This is a genomic window from Arthrobacter sp. AD-310 (assembly GCF_054656615.1).
In genome coordinates, this window is sequence record NZ_BAAHNO010000001.1 from 119,772 (window position 1) to 140,104 (window position 20,333).

The 20,333-nt window shown below is 68.0% G+C and carries 12 protein-coding genes and 2 pseudogenes; 12 read left to right on the plus strand and 2 right to left on the minus strand.

Annotated elements, in window-relative coordinates:
* Both ACYQ1Z_RS00520 and ACYQ1Z_RS00525 read right to left on the minus strand, forming a co-directional pair.
* Positions 1-152: acyl-CoA carboxylase subunit epsilon (locus tag ACYQ1Z_RS00520; protein ID WP_459790402.1), on the minus strand; the 152-nt coding region annotated here is incomplete at its 3' end.
* A gap of 14 nt (positions 153-166) precedes the next feature.
* On the minus strand, positions 167-1,750 hold the full coding sequence (locus ACYQ1Z_RS00525) for an acyl-CoA carboxylase subunit beta (protein WP_459790385.1): 1,584 nt from the start codon (positions 1,748-1,750) through the stop codon (positions 167-169).
* A 224-nt stretch (positions 1,751-1,974) separates the two neighbouring features.
* Here ACYQ1Z_RS00525 and ACYQ1Z_RS00530 point away from each other — a divergent pair, with 224 nt between their 5' ends.
* From ACYQ1Z_RS00530 to ACYQ1Z_RS00585, 12 genes and pseudogenes are all read left to right on the plus strand, one after another.
* Positions 1,975-2,862, plus strand: a complete 888-nt coding sequence (locus tag ACYQ1Z_RS00530; protein WP_459790386.1) for an SDR family oxidoreductase — start codon at positions 1,975-1,977, stop codon at positions 2,860-2,862.
* Between the two features lie 97 nt (positions 2,863-2,959).
* The gene (locus ACYQ1Z_RS00535; protein ID WP_459790387.1) at positions 2,960-3,868 is read left to right on the plus strand and encodes a biotin--[acetyl-CoA-carboxylase] ligase; all 909 of its coding nucleotides are present in this window, start codon (positions 2,960-2,962) and stop codon (positions 3,866-3,868) included.
* Complete coding sequence (locus tag ACYQ1Z_RS00540; protein ID WP_459790388.1) at positions 3,861-4,460, plus strand: PH domain-containing protein; 600 nt, start codon at positions 3,861-3,863, stop codon at positions 4,458-4,460. Before ACYQ1Z_RS00535 ends, ACYQ1Z_RS00540 begins: the two co-directional genes overlap by 8 nt.
* Positions 4,450-5,583, plus strand: a complete 1,134-nt coding sequence (locus ACYQ1Z_RS00545) for an adenylate/guanylate cyclase domain-containing protein (protein ID WP_459790389.1) — start codon at positions 4,450-4,452, stop codon at positions 5,581-5,583. The genes ACYQ1Z_RS00540 and ACYQ1Z_RS00545 overlap by 11 nt, the downstream gene beginning before the upstream one ends.
* Before the next feature lie 280 nt (positions 5,584-5,863).
* On the plus strand, positions 5,864-11,977 hold the full coding sequence (locus ACYQ1Z_RS00550) for an Ig-like domain-containing protein (RefSeq protein WP_459790390.1): 6,114 nt from the start codon (positions 5,864-5,866) through the stop codon (positions 11,975-11,977).
* An 82-nt stretch (positions 11,978-12,059) separates the two neighbouring features.
* On the plus strand, positions 12,060-13,031 hold the full coding sequence (locus ACYQ1Z_RS00555) for an AAA family ATPase (protein WP_459790391.1): 972 nt from the start codon (positions 12,060-12,062) through the stop codon (positions 13,029-13,031).
* 85 nt (positions 13,032-13,116) lie between these two features.
* Positions 13,117-14,448, plus strand: coding sequence for a DUF58 domain-containing protein (locus ACYQ1Z_RS00560; RefSeq protein WP_459790392.1), 1,332 nt, complete (start codon positions 13,117-13,119; stop codon positions 14,446-14,448).
* Positions 14,445-16,991 (plus strand): transglutaminase domain-containing protein, encoded by a 2,547-nt coding sequence (locus ACYQ1Z_RS00565; RefSeq protein WP_459790394.1) that lies wholly within the window; start codon positions 14,445-14,447, stop codon positions 16,989-16,991. Before ACYQ1Z_RS00560 ends, ACYQ1Z_RS00565 begins: the two co-directional genes overlap by 4 nt.
* Positions 16,988-17,044, plus strand: a pseudogene (locus ACYQ1Z_RS00570) (hypothetical protein); the annotation flags it as partial. The gene ACYQ1Z_RS00565 and the pseudogene ACYQ1Z_RS00570, both read left to right, overlap by 4 nt.
* A gap of 261 nt (positions 17,045-17,305) precedes the next feature.
* Entirely contained in the window at positions 17,306-18,574 is a 1,269-nt protein-coding gene (locus tag ACYQ1Z_RS00575; protein WP_459790403.1) for an RDD family protein, read from the plus strand.
* Positions 18,571-19,569, plus strand: a complete 999-nt coding sequence (locus ACYQ1Z_RS00580; RefSeq protein WP_459790395.1) for a PP2C family protein-serine/threonine phosphatase — start codon at positions 18,571-18,573, stop codon at positions 19,567-19,569. The genes ACYQ1Z_RS00575 and ACYQ1Z_RS00580 overlap by 4 nt, the downstream gene beginning before the upstream one ends.
* Positions 19,556-20,333: pseudogene (locus ACYQ1Z_RS00585) on the plus strand (FHA domain-containing protein); the annotation flags it as partial. The gene ACYQ1Z_RS00580 and the pseudogene ACYQ1Z_RS00585, both read left to right, overlap by 14 nt.

Consider the following 20,333-nt stretch of genomic DNA (forward strand, 5'->3'; position numbering starts at 1 on the left):
ACGTTCGGCGTCCTGGCGGGCGCGGGCTCCGCCCCACCCAGGGACAGTACGACGGCGGTAAGCGCCGCCAGTTCCTCGGCGTTCGGCTGCCCCTTGACCACGGAGAGCAGCGGGGCAGCTGCCGCGCTGGTGCCTTCTGCAGGCTCAGGCATTGGCTTTTCCTTTGTCACAGCGGGATGTTTCCGTGCTTTTTGGCCGGGAGGCTCGCCCGCTTGTCCCGCAGCGCGCGCAGGCCCTTGACGATCTGCACGCGGGTGTCGGACGGTGCGATGACGGCGTCCACATAACCGAGCTCAGCTGCCTGGTACGGGTTGAGGAGTTCTTCCTCGTACTGGCGGATGACTTCGGCGCGGCGCGCCTCGACGTCGCCGCCGGCCTCGTGCACGGCTGCGAGGTCGCGGCGGTAGAGGATGTTGACGGCGCCCTGCGCACCCATGACGCCGATCTGCGCGGTCGGCCACGCAAGGTTGAGGTCTGCGCCCAGTTTCTTGGAGCCCATCACGATGTAGGCGCCACCGTAGGCCTTGCGGGTGATGACGGTGAGCTTGGGAACGGTGGCCTCGGCGTAGGCGTACAGCAGCTTGGCGCCGCGGCGGATGATGCCCTGGAACTCCTGGTCCTTGCCGGGCAGGAAGCCGGGCACATCCACCAGGGTGATGATGGGGATGTTGAACGCGTCGCAGTGGCGGACGAAGCGTGCGGCCTTCTCCGAGGCCGCGATGTCCAGCGTGCCGGCGAACTGCAGCGGCTGGTTGGCCACGATGCCCACGGTGTGCCCTTCCACGCGGCCGTAGCCGATCATGACGTTGGGTGCGTACAGGGCCTGCATCTCCAGGAAGTGCCCGTCGTCGACGATCTGCTCGATGACTGCGCGCATGTCGTAGGGCTGGTTGGCCGAATCCGGGATCAGCGTGTCGAGGGCGAGGTCGTCGTCGTCGACCTCCAGTTCCTGCTCGTGCCCGGTGACGGGGGCCTCGGAGAGGTTGTTCGAGGGGAGGAAGTCCAGCAGTTCGCGGACGAACTCGATGGCGTCGCTTTCGTCCGAGGCAAGGTAGGTGGAGGTGCCGGTGGTGGCGTTGTGCTGACGGGCGCCGCCCAGGGTCTCCATGTCCACATCCTCGCCGGTGACGGTCTTGATGACGTCCGGGCCGGTGATGAACATGTGCGAGGTCTTATCCACCATCACCACGTAGTCGGTGAGGGCGGGGGAGTAGGCCGCGCCTCCGGCGGAGGGGCCCATGATCATGGAAACCTGCGGGATGACGCCGGAGGCGTGGACGTTGTTGCGGAAGATGTCAGCGAACATCGCCAGCGAGGCGACACCCTCCTGGATGCGCGCGCCGCCGCCGTCGAGGATGCCCACTACAGGGCACCCGTTGCGCAGCGCAAACTCCTGGACCTTGACGATCTTCTCGCCGTTGACCTGGCTCAGCGAGCCGCCGTAGACGGAAAAGTCCTGGCTGTAGACGGCCACGAGGCGCCCGTCCACGGTGCCGTAGCCGGACACCAGGCCGTCACCCAGCGGTTTCTTCTTCTCCATGCCGAAGGCGGTGGACCGGTGGACGGCCAAAGCGTCGAACTCCACGAATGAGTCCTCGTCGAGGAGCAGGCCGATGCGTTCCCGGGCGGTGTTCTTGCCGCGGGCGTGCTGTTTCTCGATGGCTTCCGGGCCGGAGGGCTGTTCGGCGCGCGCCTGGCGGTCGCGGAAATCGGCGATCTTTCCCGCTGTCGTTGTCAGATCGTGGCTCATCAAGTATCTCCGGCTCTGTTGCAGATTAATTCGGTGCGCGCGTGTTGCTGGCGGTCCGTGCCTGGGCGGAGATTAAGTAGCTTCCACACAAAAGACGAACCCTGCTGGCAAGTCTAGTGACGCTTTGGGCGCCTGCGGCTGTAGGGAACCTACAATTTTCTGCGCGCCCTCCACCCGCACCTGCATGTTACCCATGAGTAACTTAGCTGGGTTACAGTAATCGCATGACTTCGAGCAACGACGCTTCGCCTGCCCCGGCCGGCCCCTACCGGGCCGCCGGGTCGCTCCACGGACAAACCGTCCTCCTCTCCGGTGGTAGCCGCGGCATTGGCCTCGCAATTGCCCTGCGGGCGGCCAGGGACGGCGCCAACATCGTCCTGATGGCCAAGACCGGGGAACCGCATCCCAATCTGGCCGGGACCGTTTATACCGCCGCGCGGGAGCTGGAAGCCGCCGGCGGACGCGCCCTGCCTTTGGTAGGGGATGTTCGACGGGACGAGGACGTCGCGCGCGCGGTCGAGGCCGCCGTCGCGCACTTTGGCGGGATCGATGTCGTCATCAACAACGCATCAGCCATCGACCTGTCCCGGACCGACGACGTCGACATGAAGAAGTACGACCTGATGCAGGACATCAACGTGCGCGGCACCTTCCTGCTGTCCAAGCTGTCGCTCCCGGCGCTGCGCGCTTCCGGGCGGGGACAGATCCTCACCCTGTCGCCGCCCCTGAACCTGGACCCCGCGTGGGCCGGGAAGCACCTTGCGTACACAATGGCCAAGTACGGCATGAGCCTGACCACCCTCGGCCTGGCCGAGGAACTGAAAGGTGACGGGATCCTGGTCAACTCCCTGTGGCCCTGCACCCTGATCGACACCGCCGCCATCCGCAACATGCCCTCGGGCGACGTGATGGTCCAGGCCGCCCGCGCGCCCGGCATCATGGCCGACGCCGCCCACGCCATCCTCACCGGAAGCCACCTTGCGGCCGGCGGCCCTGCCAGCGGCAATTTCTACACCGACGAACAGGTGCTTTCAGCCGCGGGCGTCACGGACTTCCGCCCCTACAGCCTCGGTGCCCCGGAGGAGCAGCTGGTTCCGGACATCTTCCTGTAGCCGCGCGCGTTCCCTGCACGGCGGGTCCGAACGCCCCGTTTCGGCGGGGGACAGGCGCCTCTCCTCCCCGGCGGCGCCGGCTCGCTAGGATTTAGGCATGGATGACGCACACAACCCGGGCAGCCCTTTGAACCGATGGGACCTGGATGACCAGCGCTTCCTCTCCGCCGCCGGCATTCCCAGGATGGAGGTGGTGGACTCCACCGGCTCCACCAACGCCGACCTCCTGCGCGCCGTCACTGTGGAGCCGGGCGCGTGGCCGGACATGTCCGTCCTGACCGCCGAGTACCAGACCGCAGCAAGGGGGCGCCTGGACCGGCGCTGGGAAGCGCCGCCGCTGAGCTCCATCTCCGTCTCCCTTGTCCTTCGCCCGGTGAATGCCGATGGCAGGCCGCTGCCCACGCACAGCTACTCGTGGCTCTCCCTCATCGCGGCGCTGGCCCTGCGCGAAACCCTCCTGGAGACGGCAGGGCTTCCCGCTGAACTCAAGTGGCCCAACGACGTCCTGGTCCGCGGCAGGAAGATCGCCGGGATCCTGGCCCAGCTTGGTCCCATGGTGGACGGCACCGTGCCCCCCGTCATCCTGGGCACAGGCCTGAACGTCACGCTCCGCGAAGGCGAACTGCCCGTTCCAACGGCCACCTCCGTGGCGCTGGAGGGTGCCCGCACCACGGACAGGACCCTGCTGCTCAAGAGTTACCTTTCGCACTTCGCGGTGCTCTACCGCAGCTTCTGCAACGCGGACGGCGACCCCGCAGCGGGCATGGCCGGAGGGCCCTCCCTGCATAAAAGGGTCGAGGCGGTGATGGCCACCCTCGGCAAGCAGGTCCGGGCCCAGCTTCCGGGTGACCACGAAATCATCGGCCACGCGTCCCGCCTCGACGAATACGGCTCGCTGCTGGTGGTGGACAAGGACTCGCGCGAGCACGTTGTGACCGCCGGTGACGTGGTGCACCTGCGGCCGTGGACGTCGCCCGACGAGCCGGGCCACGGCGGGTATGCGTAAAGACCTCGTACCGGGCGAGCAGGTGATTGTCACCACACGCCCGCAACCGAGGAAGCTTGCAGGAGCCGCGCTCGCCTTCATCGTGTCCCCGGCGGTGGCGGCCTTCGCATCCGCCTGGATCATCCGCGGCGAAGCGCGCCGCTATGTTCCCTTCCTCACGGCACAATGGACGCCCTGGCTCGTGGGGGCCTGTGCGGGGGCCGCCGCCTGGGTCTGGCTGGGCTACTGCCTGCCGCGGCTGCTGCGCTGGAATGCCACCCGCTACACCTTGACCAGCCAGCGGATGGTCGCCCGGTACGGCAGGCTGAAACGGCGGGACCAGCAGGTTCCCCTCACGTGGATCCGAAACCTGACCGTCCACGAATCGCTGCTGCAACGCCTCCTGCGCTCGGGGAATATATCCTTGGAAACCGGGCACCAGGGCGTAGTGGTTTTCCAGGACGTGCCCGAGGTCGCCCGGTTCCGGGAATTCATCCTCGACGCCATCGGGGAGTTGCCGGAAGACCGTGACGCCCAGCAGGGCGGAACAACGCACTACCCCGCTGAAGCTTTGCCGTGGGATATGAGAGAAGGTGGACGGGATGAACGATGACCAGCAGGAACGCGTCGACTCCATCGTGCCCCCGGCCCTACCCTCCCCGGCCACGGACCCGCATCCCGCCACCGGAACCATGTCCGCGGAGCGGCTGGCCATGAAGGCGCTGGAAACGCGACTCCTCGGCGGGGAACGCAAGCTCCGCCGTCGTGAAGTCGCCGCCGGTGCCGGGCTCTCACTCCTGTCCGCGCGCAAGTTGTGGCGTGCGCTGGGCTTCCCCAACTTCGGCGATGATGACGTGGCCTTCACCGAACGGGACCAGGCCGCCCTCTCCACCGTCGTGGACCTTGTCCGCTCCGGCAAGCTCACCGAGGAAGCGGCCATCTCGGTCACGCGCGCCATCGGCCAGATGACCGACCGCATGGTGGTGTGGCAGATCGAGGCCCTGGTGGAGGATATGGTCCACGAGCAGGGCGTCACCGACGCCGTTGCCCGCAAACGGCTGGTCAATGAACTTCCGGCCCTGGTGGACGCGCTCGAGGAAGTGCTCGTCTATTCCTGGCGCCGCCAGCTCAACGCAGGTGTGCAGCGGCTCGCCGTCCGGGCCGAAGCCGGCCTCCAGGCCAGCGAAGAAGGCCGTGAAGGGGACGAGGACGACGCGCCGCTGCCGCTGGCCCGGGCCGTGGGTTTTGCCGACCTCGTCTCCTACACCAGCCTCTCCCGGCGGATGAACGAAAAAACCCTCGCCCGGCTGGTGCAGCGGTTCGAAAACAAGTGTGCAGAAATTATTTCCGTGGGCGGCGGACGCCTGGTGAAGACCGTCGGTGATGAAGTTCTCTACATCGCCGAAACACCGGCCGCCGGTGCGGAGATCTCGCTGGCCCTCGCCCAGGCGTTCACGGAAGACGAGATCCTCCCCGAAGCCCGGGTGGCAATGGTGTGGGGCAGGATCCTGTCCCGGCTCGGCGACATCTACGGCCCCACCGTTAACCTCGCCGCACGGCTGACCACCCTCGCAGACCCCGGAACAGTACTCGTGGACTCCATGACGGCCGCCGCACTGGAGCACGATGAACGCTTTGTCCTCGTGCCCCAGCCGCCGGAAAACGTCCGCGGCTTCGGTGAAATCCGGCCCGTCCGGCTCAGCCGCGGCCTCGGAAAGGGCCTGGTCCTGGACTGATTTCCGAGGACCGGGATGATCTCCAGGGGTTTATCCAGTTGTTGGGCTATCCGGTATAGTCGGGACGGGGCCCTCCGGTGGGGAGGCCTCCCCATGGCACCGTCGACATAGCAATAGGTAAGCTGGGCCGCGGGTAGCCGCCTGCCGGGCCTTCGGTCCGGGCAGGGCGCACTTCAGGTCTCAACCGCTTTGACCGGGGCGGATAAATACAACGGGCCCGGGGGTTTCCACCCCGGGCCGGCAGCTGCCGCGGGCAGCACTGAATCAGGGGAAATACGCTGTGACAAGTCTGCTGGGGAAACTTGGGCTCAAACGGCGCCACAGGAAGATCGTCAACGGCACGGCGTTCAGTGCTGCCGTGGCGCTCGTGGTGACGGGTGCCGTTCTTTATCCGGGGTTCAAGACCACCGAGGTGGAGTTGAACGACGGCGGCGTGTGGGTTGTCTCCAAGTCGAAGAATGCTGTGGGCCGGCTGAACTATCCCTCCCGTGTCCTTGACGGGGCGGTGACGCCGGCGTCGACCACGTTCGACATCCTGCAGGACGCGGGTGATGTGTTTGTTGATGACGAGTCGGGTTCGACGTTGAACCAGGTGTCGCCGGCGAACATGCGGCTGGGCGGGGACAAACAGCTTCCGGGAGCGGCCGAAGTAAGTTTCGGGTCCGAGGTTATTGCTGTCACGGACGCAGCGTCGGGAAAGGTCTGGGCCGTTTCGCCGTCGACGGTGAATGGCTTTGACGAGGAAGCGTCGGAGCCGGTGCTGGTGGGTGCCGAGGGCACCGTATCCGCTGTCGGGGACGATGACCGGATCTATTCTGCTGACCCGGAGTCCGGCACGGTTACTGTGACCGGGGTTGATGCCAATGGTGCGGTGACCTCGTCGGAGTCCGAAGCGTGGGGTGAGTTGAAAGGGTCGGGGGACCTGCAAATCACCGTGGTGGGGGACCAGCCGGTCATCCTGGACGCTGCGGCGGGAAAGCTGTTCCTCCCGGGCGGCAAGCGGCTCCAGCTGGACAACGCGCGGGACGCGAAGCTGCAGCAGACGGGTCCGGGCAGCGACTTCGTCGCGATCGCCACCCAGAAGGCGCTGCTGAAGCAGCCGCTGGACGGTGGCACCGCCAAAACGGTGACGTTCGACGGCGAGGGGATCCCTGCGGCGCCCGTGCAGCTGGGCGGGTGCGTGCATGCCGCCTGGTCCGGGGCGAACAAGTACGTCCGTGACTGTGCCAATGACGCTGATGACAAGAACGTGGACGTGCCCAAGGCGAGTGCGTCGCCGTCGTATGTTTTCCGGGTGAACCGGGACCTGGTAGTCCTCAATGATGTGAACTCGGGGAATGTGTGGCTGGTCAACCAGAACATGCAGCTGGTCAACAACTGGGACGATGTCGTCCCGCCCAAGAACGAATCCGATGAGCAGGACCAGGAGTCCGCGGACAACAACACCATCAACGTCCTGCCAGACCGGACCAAACCCAACCGTCCGCCGGAAACCAAGCCGGACGCCGTCGGGGTGCGACCCGGCCGGACCACCATCCTCAGCGTCCTGGACAACGATTCGGATCCCGACGGCGATGTGCTCACCGCCGCCCTGGGCGGCTCCGGCCCGCAGGCCGGCGCCCTGCAGAACATCTACGGCGGCACCGCCTTCCAGGTTTCTGTTCCCGCGGACGCGAAACCCGGTACCGAGACGTTCAGCTACAACGCCTCGGACGGGCGCGGCCTCTCCGCCTCCGGCCAGGTCACCCTTACCGTGGTGGGCCCGGACGAGAACAAGCCGCCGCAGTTCAAACGTGGCGACGACACGACCATGCTCGTCGAGCAGGGCAAGACGGTCAGCCAGAACATCCTCACGGACTGGGTGGACCCCGATGGTGATGACCTGGTCCTCCTGGACGCCAAGGCCGACAACGACCAGGACCAGGTCAAGGTCCGGCGCGACGGGCTCCTGACCTTCCAGGACTCCGGTGCCACCGCCGGCAAGAAGACCGTGGAGGTCACCATCTGGGACGGCCGGGCCACCGTCACCGGCAAGGTGGTTGTCAACGTGCAGCCGCCGGGCGCCCTGGCTCCGGTGGTCAATGCCGACCACGTCACCGCCGTGGTCGGCCAGGACCTGGTCATCTCGCCGTTGAAGAACGACGTGGACCCCAACGGCGGCGCGCTCCGGCTCGCCCAGGTGGAAGCCAGCGGCACCGCCGAACTGGGCCCCGTCACCGACGGCGGCACCTTCACGTTCCGCAGCACCACCCCCGGTCCGGTGTACCTGACCTACATCGCCAGCAACGGCCCGCAAAGCAGCCAGGGTCTGATCCGGGTCGACGTCGAGTCCGGAAACGATGCCGGCGATCCGGTGGCCGTCCATGACGTGGCGCTGATGCCGACCGGCGGCAGCGTACTGCTGGACCCGCTCGCCAACGACTCCGACCCCTCGGGCGGGGTCCTGGTGTTGCAGTCGGTCAAGCTGCCCGAAAATTCGACGGCTTCCGTCAGCGTGATCAACCACAGTGTCCTGCGCATCACCGACATCCGTGGAACCAAGGACCCCATCCTGTTCGAATACACGATGTCCAACGGGAAGAAGCCGGCCACGGGCAGCGTGTCCGTTGTTCCCGTCCCGGCGCCGGCAGTGGTGGAAGCACCCCAGCCCAAGCCGGACGAGGTGAACGTCCGCGTCAACGACGTCGTCACCATCCCGGTGCTGGACAACGACACCCATCCGCAGGGCCAGGAACTGACCGTGGACCCCGAACTGCCGCAGGGCGTCGACCCCGCAGACGGCAAGAGCTTCGTGTCCGAAAACACGGTCCGGTTCATCGCCGGCTCCCAGCCGAAGACGGTCCGCGCCATCTACAACGCCGTGGACACCCAGGGCCAGAAGAGCGCCGCCGCTGTGACCATCCACATCCTTCCGCTGGAAGGCGCGGAAAACTCCCGGCCCCAGCCCCGCAACCTTACGGCACGCGTCGTGGCCGCGGGCACCGTCCGGATCCCCGTCCCGCTGGACGGCATTGATCCCGATGGCGACTCCGTCCAGCTCACCGGCATCGACAGCACCCCGGCCATGGGTACGGCCACGGTGGGCAGCAACTTCATCGACTTCACCGCTGCCGGCGATGGCGCCGGAACCGACACGTTCCGCTACAGGGTGGTGGACCGCCAGGGCGCCGTCAACACCGGGACCGTCACGGTGGGCATCGCCCCGCGCGGCGAAGTCAACCAGAAGCCCACCCCCGTCGACGACGAGGTCCGGGTCCGCCCGGGCCGGCAGATCGCCGTCGACGCCACCGGCAACGACACCGACCCCGACGGCGACCTGATCCGCATCCTCATCGACGGCATCGAAGCCGACCCGGCACTGCAGGCCACCGTCAGCAAGACCAGCGGACGCATCATCCTGCTGGCCCCCAACGAGGCCGGCACCGTCAACGTCCGCTACACCATCGCCGACGACAGGGACGCTTCGGCACAGGCAGCCATCCGGGTGGTGGTGGACAACGAGGTGCCGCTCAAGGCCCCCATCGCCCGCGACGACAGGGTGACCTCCGCGCAGACACTGGGCAAGACCGCCGTCGACGTCCCCGTCCTGAAGAACGATGAGGACCCGGACGGGGTGGGGGAGAACCTCAAGATCAGCACCGAAGCTCCCACCGCCCGGCCCGGCGCCGAGGGCAACATGGTGGTGGACCTCACCGAACAGCCGCAACTGGTTCCGTACACCGTGGAAGACGTGGACGGCCAGCGGTCAACGGCGGTCATCTGGGTTCCCGGGCTGGGACAGCAGGTTCCCACGCTCGCCAAGGACGAAGTGGTTGAAGTCATCGCCGGCCAGTCCATCGACATTGACCTGGACGAATGGGTGAAGGTCCGGGAGGGCCGCTCGCCCAGGCTCACCCAGGCCGACCGGATCAAGCTGATCGGCTCCGACGGCGGCGACCCCGTGACCGGTGACGGCACCGGCCTGAAGTACACCGCGGGCGCCGACTATGTTGGCCCGGGCTCGCTCACCTTCGAAGTCACGGACGGAAACGCCGTGGACGACCCCGCGGGACTGAAGTCCACCCTGAGCATCCGCACCAAGGTCCTGCCCGATCCGAACCGGAACAACCCGCCCGAGCTTCTCGGCTCGTCCGTGGACGTGCCCAAGGGGGACTCCGCCAGCACCGATCTTGGCAAGCTGACCTCGGACCCGGACCGCGACGACGTCGGGAAGATGAAGTACGAGCTGGTCGGCGGATCACCTGCCGGCTTCAACGCCAGCATCGACGGCAAGACCCTGAAGGTGTCCGCCGCGGACTCCAGCGCCACCGGCACGAAGGGGGCCCTGCAGGTAAAGGCCACGGATCCCCGCGGGCTCGAAGCCACCGCCACCTACCAGCTGTCAGTAACCGCCTCCAACCGGCCCAAGCCAGTGGCGAACGACGACGTCGAGCCCAACGCCGCAGCGGGCAAGCCGGTCACCGTGAATGTGCTCGCCAACGACGCCAACCCGTTCCCGGAAACGCCGCTGAAGATCATAGCGGCCGGCACGGAAACCGGCAGTGGAAACGTGGAAGTCGACGGCGGCTCGGTGCTGGTCACCCCTGCCCCGGGCTTCACCGGGACCATGGTGGTTTCCTACACGGTGGAGGACAAGACGGGCGACGCTTCCCGGCAGGCAACCGCCCGGATCCGGCTCACCGTCAAGGACAAGCCGCAGGCCCCCACCACGCCGCAGGCGCAGAGCGTGGGCGACCGCACGGCGCTGCTGACCTGGACGGCGCCCGCCGACAGGGGCGCTGCGATCACCAAGTACACCGTGTACGGCGAAGGCGGCTTCCGGCAGGACTGCCCGGCCAACACCTGCACCCTCAACGGCCTGACCAACAACACCACGTACCACTTCCAGGTCACGGCCACCAATGAGTTCGGCGAATCCGACAGGTCTCCGGCCTCCGCGGAGGTGCGACCCGACGTCAAGCCTGAGACCCCGCTGGCACCATCGCTGAAGTTCGGCGACAAGGAACTCGCGGTCAACTGGACTGCCCCCGCGAGCAAGGGCTCGCCGGTGAAATCCTACGACCTCGAGATCTCGCCGCCCCCCGCCGGGCAAAACGCCCAGATCCAGAACCTGACGGCCGTCAGCTACGTCTGGAAGGGCCTGCAGAACGGCGTCTCCTACAAGGTCAGGGTCCTGGCCCGCAACGATGCCAAGGAGCCCTCCGAATGGAGCCCCTATTCGGCCGCGGAAGTCCCCGCGGGCGTGCCGGCAACCCCGGCCGCGCCCACGGCGGTCCAGGCGCAGTCGCTGGGAAGCCAGAGCCAGATGAAGGTCTCATGGACGGCACCGAACAACAACGGTGACGCCGTCTCTGCCTACACGCTGACCACCCTGCGCGGCGGCGCCGTGGTGGCCAGCCAGCAGGTAACGGGCACCACGCAGAACGTCACCGTGGACAACTCGGAGACCAACTACACCTTCACGGTCTCCGCCACCAACAAGGCCGGGACCAGCGCCACCAGCGCCCAGTCGGCTGCGGTACGTGCGGCGGGCAAACCAGGCCAGGTCAGCGGCGGCACAGTGGAACCGACCGGGACCAGCGGCCAGCTGAAGGTGACGTTCACACCGCTGACGGAGGCGCAGCGCAACGGCTCCACGTCGAACGAGATTGCCTACTCCTACCGGACCTCCACCGGGCAGTCCGGCCCCATCAACGCGCCGGGCGGCAACATCAATGGACTGCCCAACGGTACGGACATCACGGTGACCATCATTGCCACGTCCACGAAGAACAACGTCTCCGGTGACGCCAGCGCGATCGGCACCGGCAACCCGTACGGGCCGGCAAACGCACCCAACATCAACGGGGGCACCTCCGCCAAGGGCGACGGCGACGTCCACTGGACCTGGAACGATCCCAACACCAACGGGCGTCCGCTGAGCCACTACGAGGTGAGCTACGAGGGCGGCGGCTGGATCAATGTGGGCAAGGCCAACCGCTACGACCGGTCCGCAGGCGGCTGGGACCAGGCCCGCCAGCTTCGGGTGCGTGCCGTGACGGTGACGCCCGGTGCCATCGGCGGACCCGTGACGTCCCGGTCGGGCGCGGACCCGACCCCGCCGCCGCCCACCTCCTGGAACGTCACCGCCAGCCCGGTGCGCAGCTGCACCGAACCCCGGAAGGGTACGGACAGCTACGTCGCAGGAAACCCGTCGCAGTGCAACGGGGAAGGCATCTGGCTTGACGCCGGAGCCTACTCCCGGGCTGACCGCTACCAGGTCTGGTACAAGACGTCGAACAACCCCAGCGGCATCTGGTACCACCTGTCCGAGGGCATGGCCGCAGGAAACTGGCTTCGCTGCGATACCTCCAATGTCGGCTGCAACCCGCCCGCAGGGATGCCCAACCGATAACCGGGCTACCGGCATACGAGTGGGGCAGGGCATGCCCTGCCCCACAACAAACCGTGAACACCACAGAAGGAAGACCGCACCCATGACCATGACCCAGGAGCAGGCCGCCTGGTTTGCCGACACCTTTGAAAAACTCGTTGCGAACGTGGGCCACGCGGTCCTGGGCAAGGAGCACGTCATCCGGCTGACCTTCACCGCGATGCTAGCCGAGGGGCACGTCCTGTTCGAGGACGCTCCGGGTACCGGGAAGACGTCCCTGGCCCGGGCCCTGGCCGCCACGGTGCAGGGTTCGAACAACCGCATTCAGTTCACCCCCGACCTGCTGCCCTCGGATGTCACCGGTGTGACCATCTACGACCAGAAGACGCAGAAGTTCGAGTTCCACAAGGGCCCCATCTTCAACAACATCGTCCTCGCCGACGAAATCAACCGGGCTTCGCCCAAGACGCAGTCGGCGCTGCTGGAAGTCATGGAGGAATCCCGGGTCACGGTGGACGGCGTCACCTACTCCGCCGGACGCCCGTTTATGGTCATGGCCACCCAGAACCCCATCGAGCAGGCCGGCACCTACCGGCTGCCCGAAGCCCAGCTGGACCGGTTCCTGATCAAGACCTCCATCGGGTACCCGGACCACGCCTCCACGGTCCGGCTTCTGGGCGGGTCCAACCTCAAGGACCGCTCGAAGGAGCTCTCCGCCGTGATCACCACCCAGGCCGTGGCTGACATGGCGGACCTTGCCGCCACTGTCCACGTGGACACCGCCGTGCTGGAGTACATCTCGCGGCTCTGCGAGGAAACCCGCAACGCCACCGAAACCCGGCTGGGAGTCTCGGTCCGCGGTGCCCTGGCCATGGTGCGCGCCGCCAAGGTCTGGGCAGCGTCCCAGGGCCGGAACTTCGTCCTGCCCGATGACGTGAAGGAACTCGCCGGCGTGGTGTGGACGCACCGTTTTGTCATGGACCCCGAAGCCGAGTTCTCCGGCGCCACTGCCGAAGCTGTGCTGACCCGGATCCTCGCCGACGTGGCCGCTCCCCAGCAGCGCACCACTGCCTGACCACAGGGACACCTGAGCGCCGGGATTGCTGCCACCGCAGCCCCGGTACCACCGAACTCCAGCGCAACAACACGAAGGCACACATATGTCCAGCGGCACCCCGTTGACCCGGCTCACGGAGCGTCTGAAGCAACCCTTCCTCCGGCACGGCCGGTCCGCCCGGCTCCACCCCCCGGCCGTCTGGGCCGAGGCCAGCAGCACCGCGGCCCTTGCACTGGCCCCGGCCTGGCGGACGGTCCGCGGCGCCTGGCTGACATACGCCTGGCCGGTCCTGTCCGTCGTCAGCATCCTCGGCTGGTCCGTCCTGGCTGCCGCCATCCTGCTGTGGGTGGCAGGGCAGGCCTTCGGCTGGCAGGAAGCAAAGGCCGCAGCCATCGCCGCCTTTGTGATGTTCCTTGCGGCGGTGGGCTTCATTCTGGGCCGCTCGTCCTACGGAGTGGTGCTGGATTTGGCCCGGACCCGGGTGGCCGTGGGGGACAGCGCCGTCGGCAGCATCGCGGTGTCCAACACCTCGGCACGCCCCCTGCTCCCGGCAGCCCTGGAACTGCCGGTCGGGAACGCCACGGCGGTGTTCCACCTGCCCAGGATGAAACCCGGCCAGGTCCATGAAGACCTGTTTACGATCCCCACGGCCCGCCGCGCCGTGATCGTCGTCGGCCCGGTGCGCTCTGTCCGGGCGGACCCGCTGCACCTGCTCCGCCGGCAGGTCCTGTGGACCGAGCCCGAAGACCTCTTTGTCCACCCCCGCACCGTTGCCCTCGCCGGTTCCGCCGCGGGATTCATCCGGGATCTGGAAGGCATGCCCACAACGGAGCTGTCCAGCGCAGACGTGTCCTTCCACGCCCTGCGCGACTACGTACCCGGAGACGACCGCCGGCACATCCACTGGAAAACAACGGCCCGCACCAGCAAGCTCATGGTCCGACAGTTCGAGGAAACCCGCCGTGCCCACCTGGCCATCGCGCTGTCCATCAATACGGACGAGTACGCATCCGAAAACGAGTTCGAGATGGCAATTTCGGCGGCCGCGTCCATCGGCCGCCAGGCCATCCGGGAACAGCGGGAGCTGGACATCCTCACCCAAAAGGGCCCGCTGCGCTGCGAAACCGGCCGCAACATGCTGGATGACATGACCAGGATCGTCGGCGCACCCATGCGGCGCACCGCCGTCGACCTGGCACGGACACTGGCCGACACCGTCCCCAATGCGTCCGTGTCGTTCTTCGTGGTGGGCAGCAACGTCACCGCCAGCCAGCTGCGCTCCGCAGCCGCGTCCGTGCCTCCGGGCGTCCGCAGCCTGGCCGTCCGCGTCGAAGCCGGAGCCGCCGCGTCCAGGGCCAACATCGCGGACCTGACAGTGCTGACCCTGGGTGACCTGTCCGACCTGGCCATCGTGTTAAGAAAGGCGGCAGCATGAGCTCCGCGCCGGGCAGAATCACACCGGGCCAACGGCCCCGCCGAACATCCCGCCGGGCGCCAGTTGAGGGCCAGCAGTCGGCTTTCAGTGACGGCCAGCCGCGCTGGCATTTCCTGCTCGACGCCGGCGCCCTGACCGTCCTGCTGGGGCTGGGCCTTCTCGGTTTCGGGCTGAGTTTCGGCGGCGACCCCTACTACCTCCTCTCCGGCTTCGGCGGCATCCTGCTGGGCCTGGCGATCGGCGTCGCCAACGCCCACCTGCGGCTGGGCCTGCTGATCACCGCGGCCCTCGCCCTGGGCGCCTACCTGGTGTTCGGCACCCTGCTGGCGGTCCCGGATTCGGCCATCGCCGGTTTCGTCCCCACCCTGGACTCGCTGCGGATCCTGCTGCTGGGCATCGTCTTCTCCTGGAAGGACATGCTCACAGTCGGTGTCCCGGTAGGAACCGCCGGCGGGGTGCTCATCGTCCCCTTCATCAGCTCGATGGTTACCGCCCTGGTGGCCGCGGTCCTGACCTGGCGGGTCCGGAGCCCGTACTTCCCGCTGCTTCCCGTCCTGGTCCTGTTCGTCACCGGCATCGCGTTCAGCACCAACGCCGCTTTCCTCACGCTTGAGCGCGGCATCGGGCTCACGGTCCTCGGCATCGCCTGGGCCACCTTCCGCCGTGACGCCCTGCGGCGCCAGAGCACACGCAGGGTGGCGGTCAACAACCCGCAGACCGATTCCTCCACTACCCGCAAGGCCAGGATCCGGCGGCTGGGCATGGCAGCCGGCGTGATCGCCGTAAGTGTCGGCGTCACGGCGCTGTCCGCACCACTGGTGACGGCCGGCGATGACCGGAAAGTGCTCCGGAACGTGGTGGTCCCGCCGTTCGACCCGAAGGACTACATCACCCCGCTGGCAAGCTTCCGCACCTACGTGAAGGACAAAAAGGACGACACCCTGTTCGTGGTCAAGGGGCTTCCCCGCGACGGGCGGGTCCGGCTGGGCGCCCTGGACGCGTTCAACGGCACCAACTACAACATGGACCCCAACGGTTCGGGCAATTTCAGCAAGGTGGGAGACACCGAGTCCATCAACACGCTGGCCGACACCTCCGGAACCGTCCCCACCAACGATTACTCGATCAACATCACCATCGAGGACTACCAGGGCTTCTTTGTTCCCGGCGGGCGCAAGACCACCGGCCTGAGCTTCGATGACAGCGCCTCGGCGGCCGCCTCGGGCCTGTACTTCAACTCCGGAACGGACACCGCGGTCACCACCCACGGCCTGGCCCGCGGCGACTCCTACACAGTCCAGGTTTCCGACCCCGTCAAGCTGGAACACGGACAGCTGACCCAATACGACTTCGCGAAGATCAGCATGCCGGATGCCCTGGAGGTGCCGCCGGTGGTCGGCTCCCAGGCCAACGACCTCTCCGCCGATGCGCCCACCGCCATCGACCGCGTACGGCAGATCGAGGCCCACTTCCAAAAGACCGGCGCCTTCAGCAACGGCCTGGTCAGCGAAGGGCAGCTGCCCAGCGTCTCCGGCCACGGGTCCGCCCGGATCCGGAACCTGCTCACCGCCAAGCAGATGCTCGGCGACGACGAGCAGTACGCTGTCGCGATGTCCCTGATGCTGCGGCATCTGGGCATCCCTTCCCGCGTGGTGATGGGCTTCTATCCCGACCCCACCAGCCCCGAGAACGGTGCGGGCGAGGTCAAGATCACCGGCAGGAACGTCCACGCCTGGGTCGAGGTGGCCTTTGAACGGGTGGGCTGGGTCAGCTTCGATCCCACGCCGCCGAAGGACAACGTGCCCATCCCGCCGGATCCGGAAAACAAGTCCAAGCCCAAGCCGCAGGTACTGCAGCCGCCGCCCCCGCCGCAGGAGCCTGCGGACCTTCCGCCGGACTCCTCACCGGACGCGCTCGACGCCGACGAGAAGAAGAACAATCCCTGGCTGTTCTGGGGCGCCCTGCTGGGCGCGCTGGGCGTGGCGCTGATTCCGCTGTCCATCCTCGCGCTGCCGCTGCTGCTGGTCGCCCTGCTGAAATCACGACGCCGGAAGGCGCGTTTCCGCGACGGCCAGCCTGCGCAGCGGGTCGGCGGGGGATGGAGCGAAGTGGTGAGCCTGGCGACGGACATGGGTGCCGCCGTCGACACCCGCGCCACGCGCCGGGAGAGTGCTGCGGTCCTGGCCGAGGCGTTCCCCGCCAGCCAGGCAACCACCACCATGCTGGCCCGCCGTGCGGACGCCTCCATTTTTGGCGCGGGCCAGCCCACAGAGGACGAGGTGCGCGAGTACTGGACCATCGTGGACGGTTCCCTGAAGGAGATGACCGCGACGGTCGGGTTCTGGCGCCGGCAGCAGGCACGCTTCTCGCCCAGGTCGCTCCTGGCTGATGCCCGTGGCGCGCTTAGCCGTCGCGGCGGCCGGCTGCCCCTGCCGTCCTTGCCTGCGGCCAGGCTGCGGGGACGCCGGACGGGCCAACCGCAGGACGGCGCGGACCAACACCGAACAGACACCCCTCCAACGCAAGGACCCATGACGCAGTGACCTCCGACGCCGGGCGATGCCCACGCTGCCAGCAGCCTGTCCATCCCGGGGCGGCGTTTTGCCCGGCCTGCGGGGCGCCGCTGCCCAACCGGGGCGCACGCAGCATCCGCAGCAGGGACCAGGTCCCCAGCCAGGGCATACCGGCCGGACCTTCCGCGGCCGCCGGGCAGGCTCCTGCGATTCCCGGTACTATCCCGGTAGTACAAACGTCCCCGGCCCCTTGGGCTGCGGGCATCGCACATGCGGACGCGGCGCCGGGGGACGCCGGCGGTTCCACCGGCCAGGTGGGTGCCGCTCCAGGGGGAGGAACGGGAATGGCAACAAACCTTCGGCTTGTCCCGGCCACGGCGGGCAAGCGGCTCGGTGCTGCCGTCATCGACTGGCTGCCGCCCCTGGCGGTCCTGGTGGTGTCGTTCGCCGTGGGCTTTGCCGGCGTGACGCGTACCCGCAGCGGCGGGTTCATCATCTACGACACAGCATCCCTGGTGTTGTTTGGCGGCATCGGGCTGGGCCTGGCCGTCGTCTATCTCTTCGTGGTCATGGGCCTGGAAGCGCGGACGGGAAAGACGCCCGGGAACCTGCTGATGGGGATCCGCAGCGCCGACAACGACGGGTATGCCCCCGGCGCCGGAGCAGTGTTCCTGCGCGGACTGGTCACCGGGGCCGGCATCCTGTTGGCCGCGGCCGGCGCGGTCCTGGTGGTGGTCTTCCAGTGGTTCGGCCCTGCCCTGTTCATCCTCGGCCCGCTGGTGCTGGCCGGCACCGTGTGGGCGGTGCTGGTAGTGGTCTCGAACAGGTGGGACAAAAACGGCCGGCTGCGCGGCTGGCACGACACCGCGGCCAAAACCCTCGCCTTCGACATCAAGGCAGGCCGTGATCCCATTACGACCGGCGGAATCCAGGGACCCTACAGTTTCGCGCCGCTCGACCTGCCGCCCGTCCAGCAAGTGGTTTCCCCCGTGGCCGGCGCACCCAGGTTCAACAACGCGCAGGCGCCGGCACATCACGCACACTCGACGGCACAGCCCGTGCAGGCCGCGGCAGGTCCGGTCCAGGCGCCCCAGCCGGCGACGCCGCCCGTTCCCATAGAAACGGCAGCCGCGCACACCATGCCGTCGCAGACGATGCCCTACACCTCGCCCGCCTCCTTTGCGCCGCCAGCCACCGGAGCTGCGGAAGTGCAGCATCCGCAGACAGACGACGACGTCGAACGCACCCAGGTGCGTCCCGGCAACGCCGGCCCGGCACAGGTCGCGGTGCTGCGGATCAGGCTCGACGACGGCCGCGACTTCCAGCTCGACCGCAGTGTCCTGGTGGGCCGCAACCCCGTGGGCCAGGCGGGCGAACAGCACGCCCAACTGCTCGCCGTCGACGATCCCGGCCGCTCCATTTCAAAGACCCACCTGCACCTGCTCACCGACGGCGCAGGAGTCTGGGTGACGGACCGGAACTCAACCAACGGCAGTGCCGTAACAACCCCTGACGGCCACCGCACCGCGCTCGAGCCGGGCGTCCCCAGTTTTGTCACCCCGGGCTCCAGCGTCCACTTTGGAGACCGCACCTTTTACCTAGGACAGGCATGAACCAACAGCCCGCCAGCGTTCCGCCCACCGCACAGAACGGGCAGGGACTCACCCTCGCCTACGGGTACGGAACGGACCGTGGACTCCGTCGTGAACTGAACGAGGATTCGTTCATCGCCTCCGATCCCGTCTTCGCCGTCGCCGACGGGATGGGCGGCCACGAGGCCGGCGAGATCGCCAGCGGAATGTGCGTCCGCGCGCTGGCGGCGATGCCCCAGCTCACCAACGGCGAGCGGACCGCCACGGCGGCGGTCCTGCAGCAGTACCTGGTCCGCGCCGACGACTCCATCCGGGAAGCCACAGGCGCCCGGGCCGGAACAACCCTGACCGGCGCCGTGGTTGTGGAGCAGATGGGCGTGCCGTACTGGCTGGTCATGAACATCGGCGACTCCCGCACCTACCGGCTCAGCCAGGGCCGGCTCGAGCAGATCAGCGTGGACCACTCCGAGGTCCAGGAACTGGTGGACGCCGGGGAGATCACCCCCCAGCAGGCCACCGTCCACCCCCGCCGGCACGTCGTCACCCGCGCGCTGGGCACCGGCGATGAGACAGAGGCCGACTACTGGCTGCTGCCCGTCGAGGAAGGGGACCGTGTCCTGGTGTGCTCGGACGGCCTGACCTCCGAACTGAGCGACGAGCACATCTTCCACATCCTGAGCACCGTGGGCCAGCCACAGGACGCGGTGGACGCCTTGATCCAGGCGGCGCTGCGGAGCGGTGGCAGGGACAACGTCACCGTGATCGTGGTGGACGCCCGGAACGTGCTGAACGACGCCGGCGCCGCCACCACCGCGCCCCGTCAGGACGCGCCGGCCGAGGATGACATTACGCTGCCGCGCGCCCATGTGGTGGAGCCGGCCGATGCCGCCACCCGGCCCGTGCCGCAGCAAAAACCGGACGCCGGGCCGGACGCCGCCCCGGGTGCGAACGCCTCCGGCGGGAACGACGCGGGTGGGAGCAGCGAAAGCGGGGAGCCGTCCAATGGAGCGCACTAGTTACGTGCCCGGCTCCTGGCTGGGGGTGGTGCGGTCCGGCACCGCCGTCCTGCTGGGCCCCGGCACCCCGCCCGCCCTCGTCCGCGCGCTGTGGGACCTGCTGGCGGACAGGCCTCCCGTCCACGAGGTGCTGCACGCCGTTACCAGCAGTTCCGGCGGATCGCTTGCCAACATGCCGTCGTTCGGAATCCTGGACTTCAACGGATCGCTCCGCGTTTTCCTGCGCGGGGACCTGGACCTCACCGTGGGGCAGCCGGACGCCGCCGTGGAACTCAACGGCCGTGATGTGACCACCTGGAACGAACGCCGTTTCGCCCTGCCGGCGCAGTGCACGCTGGCCATCCCGGGCGCGGGAGAGGCCGGGCTCCCCGACCTGCCGCTCGCCGAGGGCGTCATCCTCCTGCAGTCGCTGACCCTCGGGTCGGCCGGCCAGGCTGCCGTCACTGCCGGGCAGCCTGCTTTCACCGCAAGCCGACCCGCCGCCGTCGTAGTGGGCCCGGACGGGAACGCCGACATCCGGGAGGAACCTTCCGGGCCCGCGCCTGCTGCTTCCGCGCCTGTTGCTTCCGCGTCGGCTGCTCCTGCATTGGCTGCTCCCGGGGCTGATCCCGCCAGCGTGCCGGAACTGACCATCGTGCCTGAACACGAGGTGTCCGTGGCCACCGTCCTCGAAGTCCTGGACGACGACGGGGACCTGCTGGAACCCGGCGCGGTGCAGGCCGACGAGGGTGCCGGCGGGCCGCACGCCGGCCCCGCCGCCGGCC

Bases quoted from the DNA above. Each gene is read 5' to 3' on its own strand.
- ACYQ1Z_RS00530 (WP_459790386.1), top strand. From the start codon at position 1,975: ATGACTTCGAGCAACGACGCTTCGCCTGCCCCGGCCGGCCCCTACCGG.
- ACYQ1Z_RS00540 (WP_459790388.1), top strand. From the start codon at position 3,861: ATGCGTAAAGACCTCGTACCGGGCGAGCAGGTGATTGTCACCACACGC.
- ACYQ1Z_RS00555 (WP_459790391.1), top strand. From the start codon at position 12,060: ATGACCATGACCCAGGAGCAGGCCGCCTGGTTTGCCGACACCTTTGAA.
- ACYQ1Z_RS00565 (WP_459790394.1), top strand. From the start codon at position 14,445: ATGAGCTCCGCGCCGGGCAGAATCACACCGGGCCAACGGCCCCGCCGA.
- ACYQ1Z_RS00560 (WP_459790392.1), top strand. From the start codon at position 13,117: ATGTCCAGCGGCACCCCGTTGACCCGGCTCACGGAGCGTCTGAAGCAA.
- ACYQ1Z_RS00545 (WP_459790389.1), top strand. From the start codon at position 4,450: ATGAACGATGACCAGCAGGAACGCGTCGACTCCATCGTGCCCCCGGCC.
- ACYQ1Z_RS00525 (WP_459790385.1), bottom strand. From the start codon at position 1,750: ATGAGCCACGATCTGACAACGACAGCGGGAAAGATCGCCGATTTCCGC.
- ACYQ1Z_RS00580 (WP_459790395.1), top strand. From the start codon at position 18,571: ATGAACCAACAGCCCGCCAGCGTTCCGCCCACCGCACAGAACGGGCAG.
- ACYQ1Z_RS00575 (WP_459790403.1), top strand. From the start codon at position 17,306: ATGGCAACAAACCTTCGGCTTGTCCCGGCCACGGCGGGCAAGCGGCTC.
- ACYQ1Z_RS00535 (WP_459790387.1), top strand. From the start codon at position 2,960: ATGGATGACGCACACAACCCGGGCAGCCCTTTGAACCGATGGGACCTG.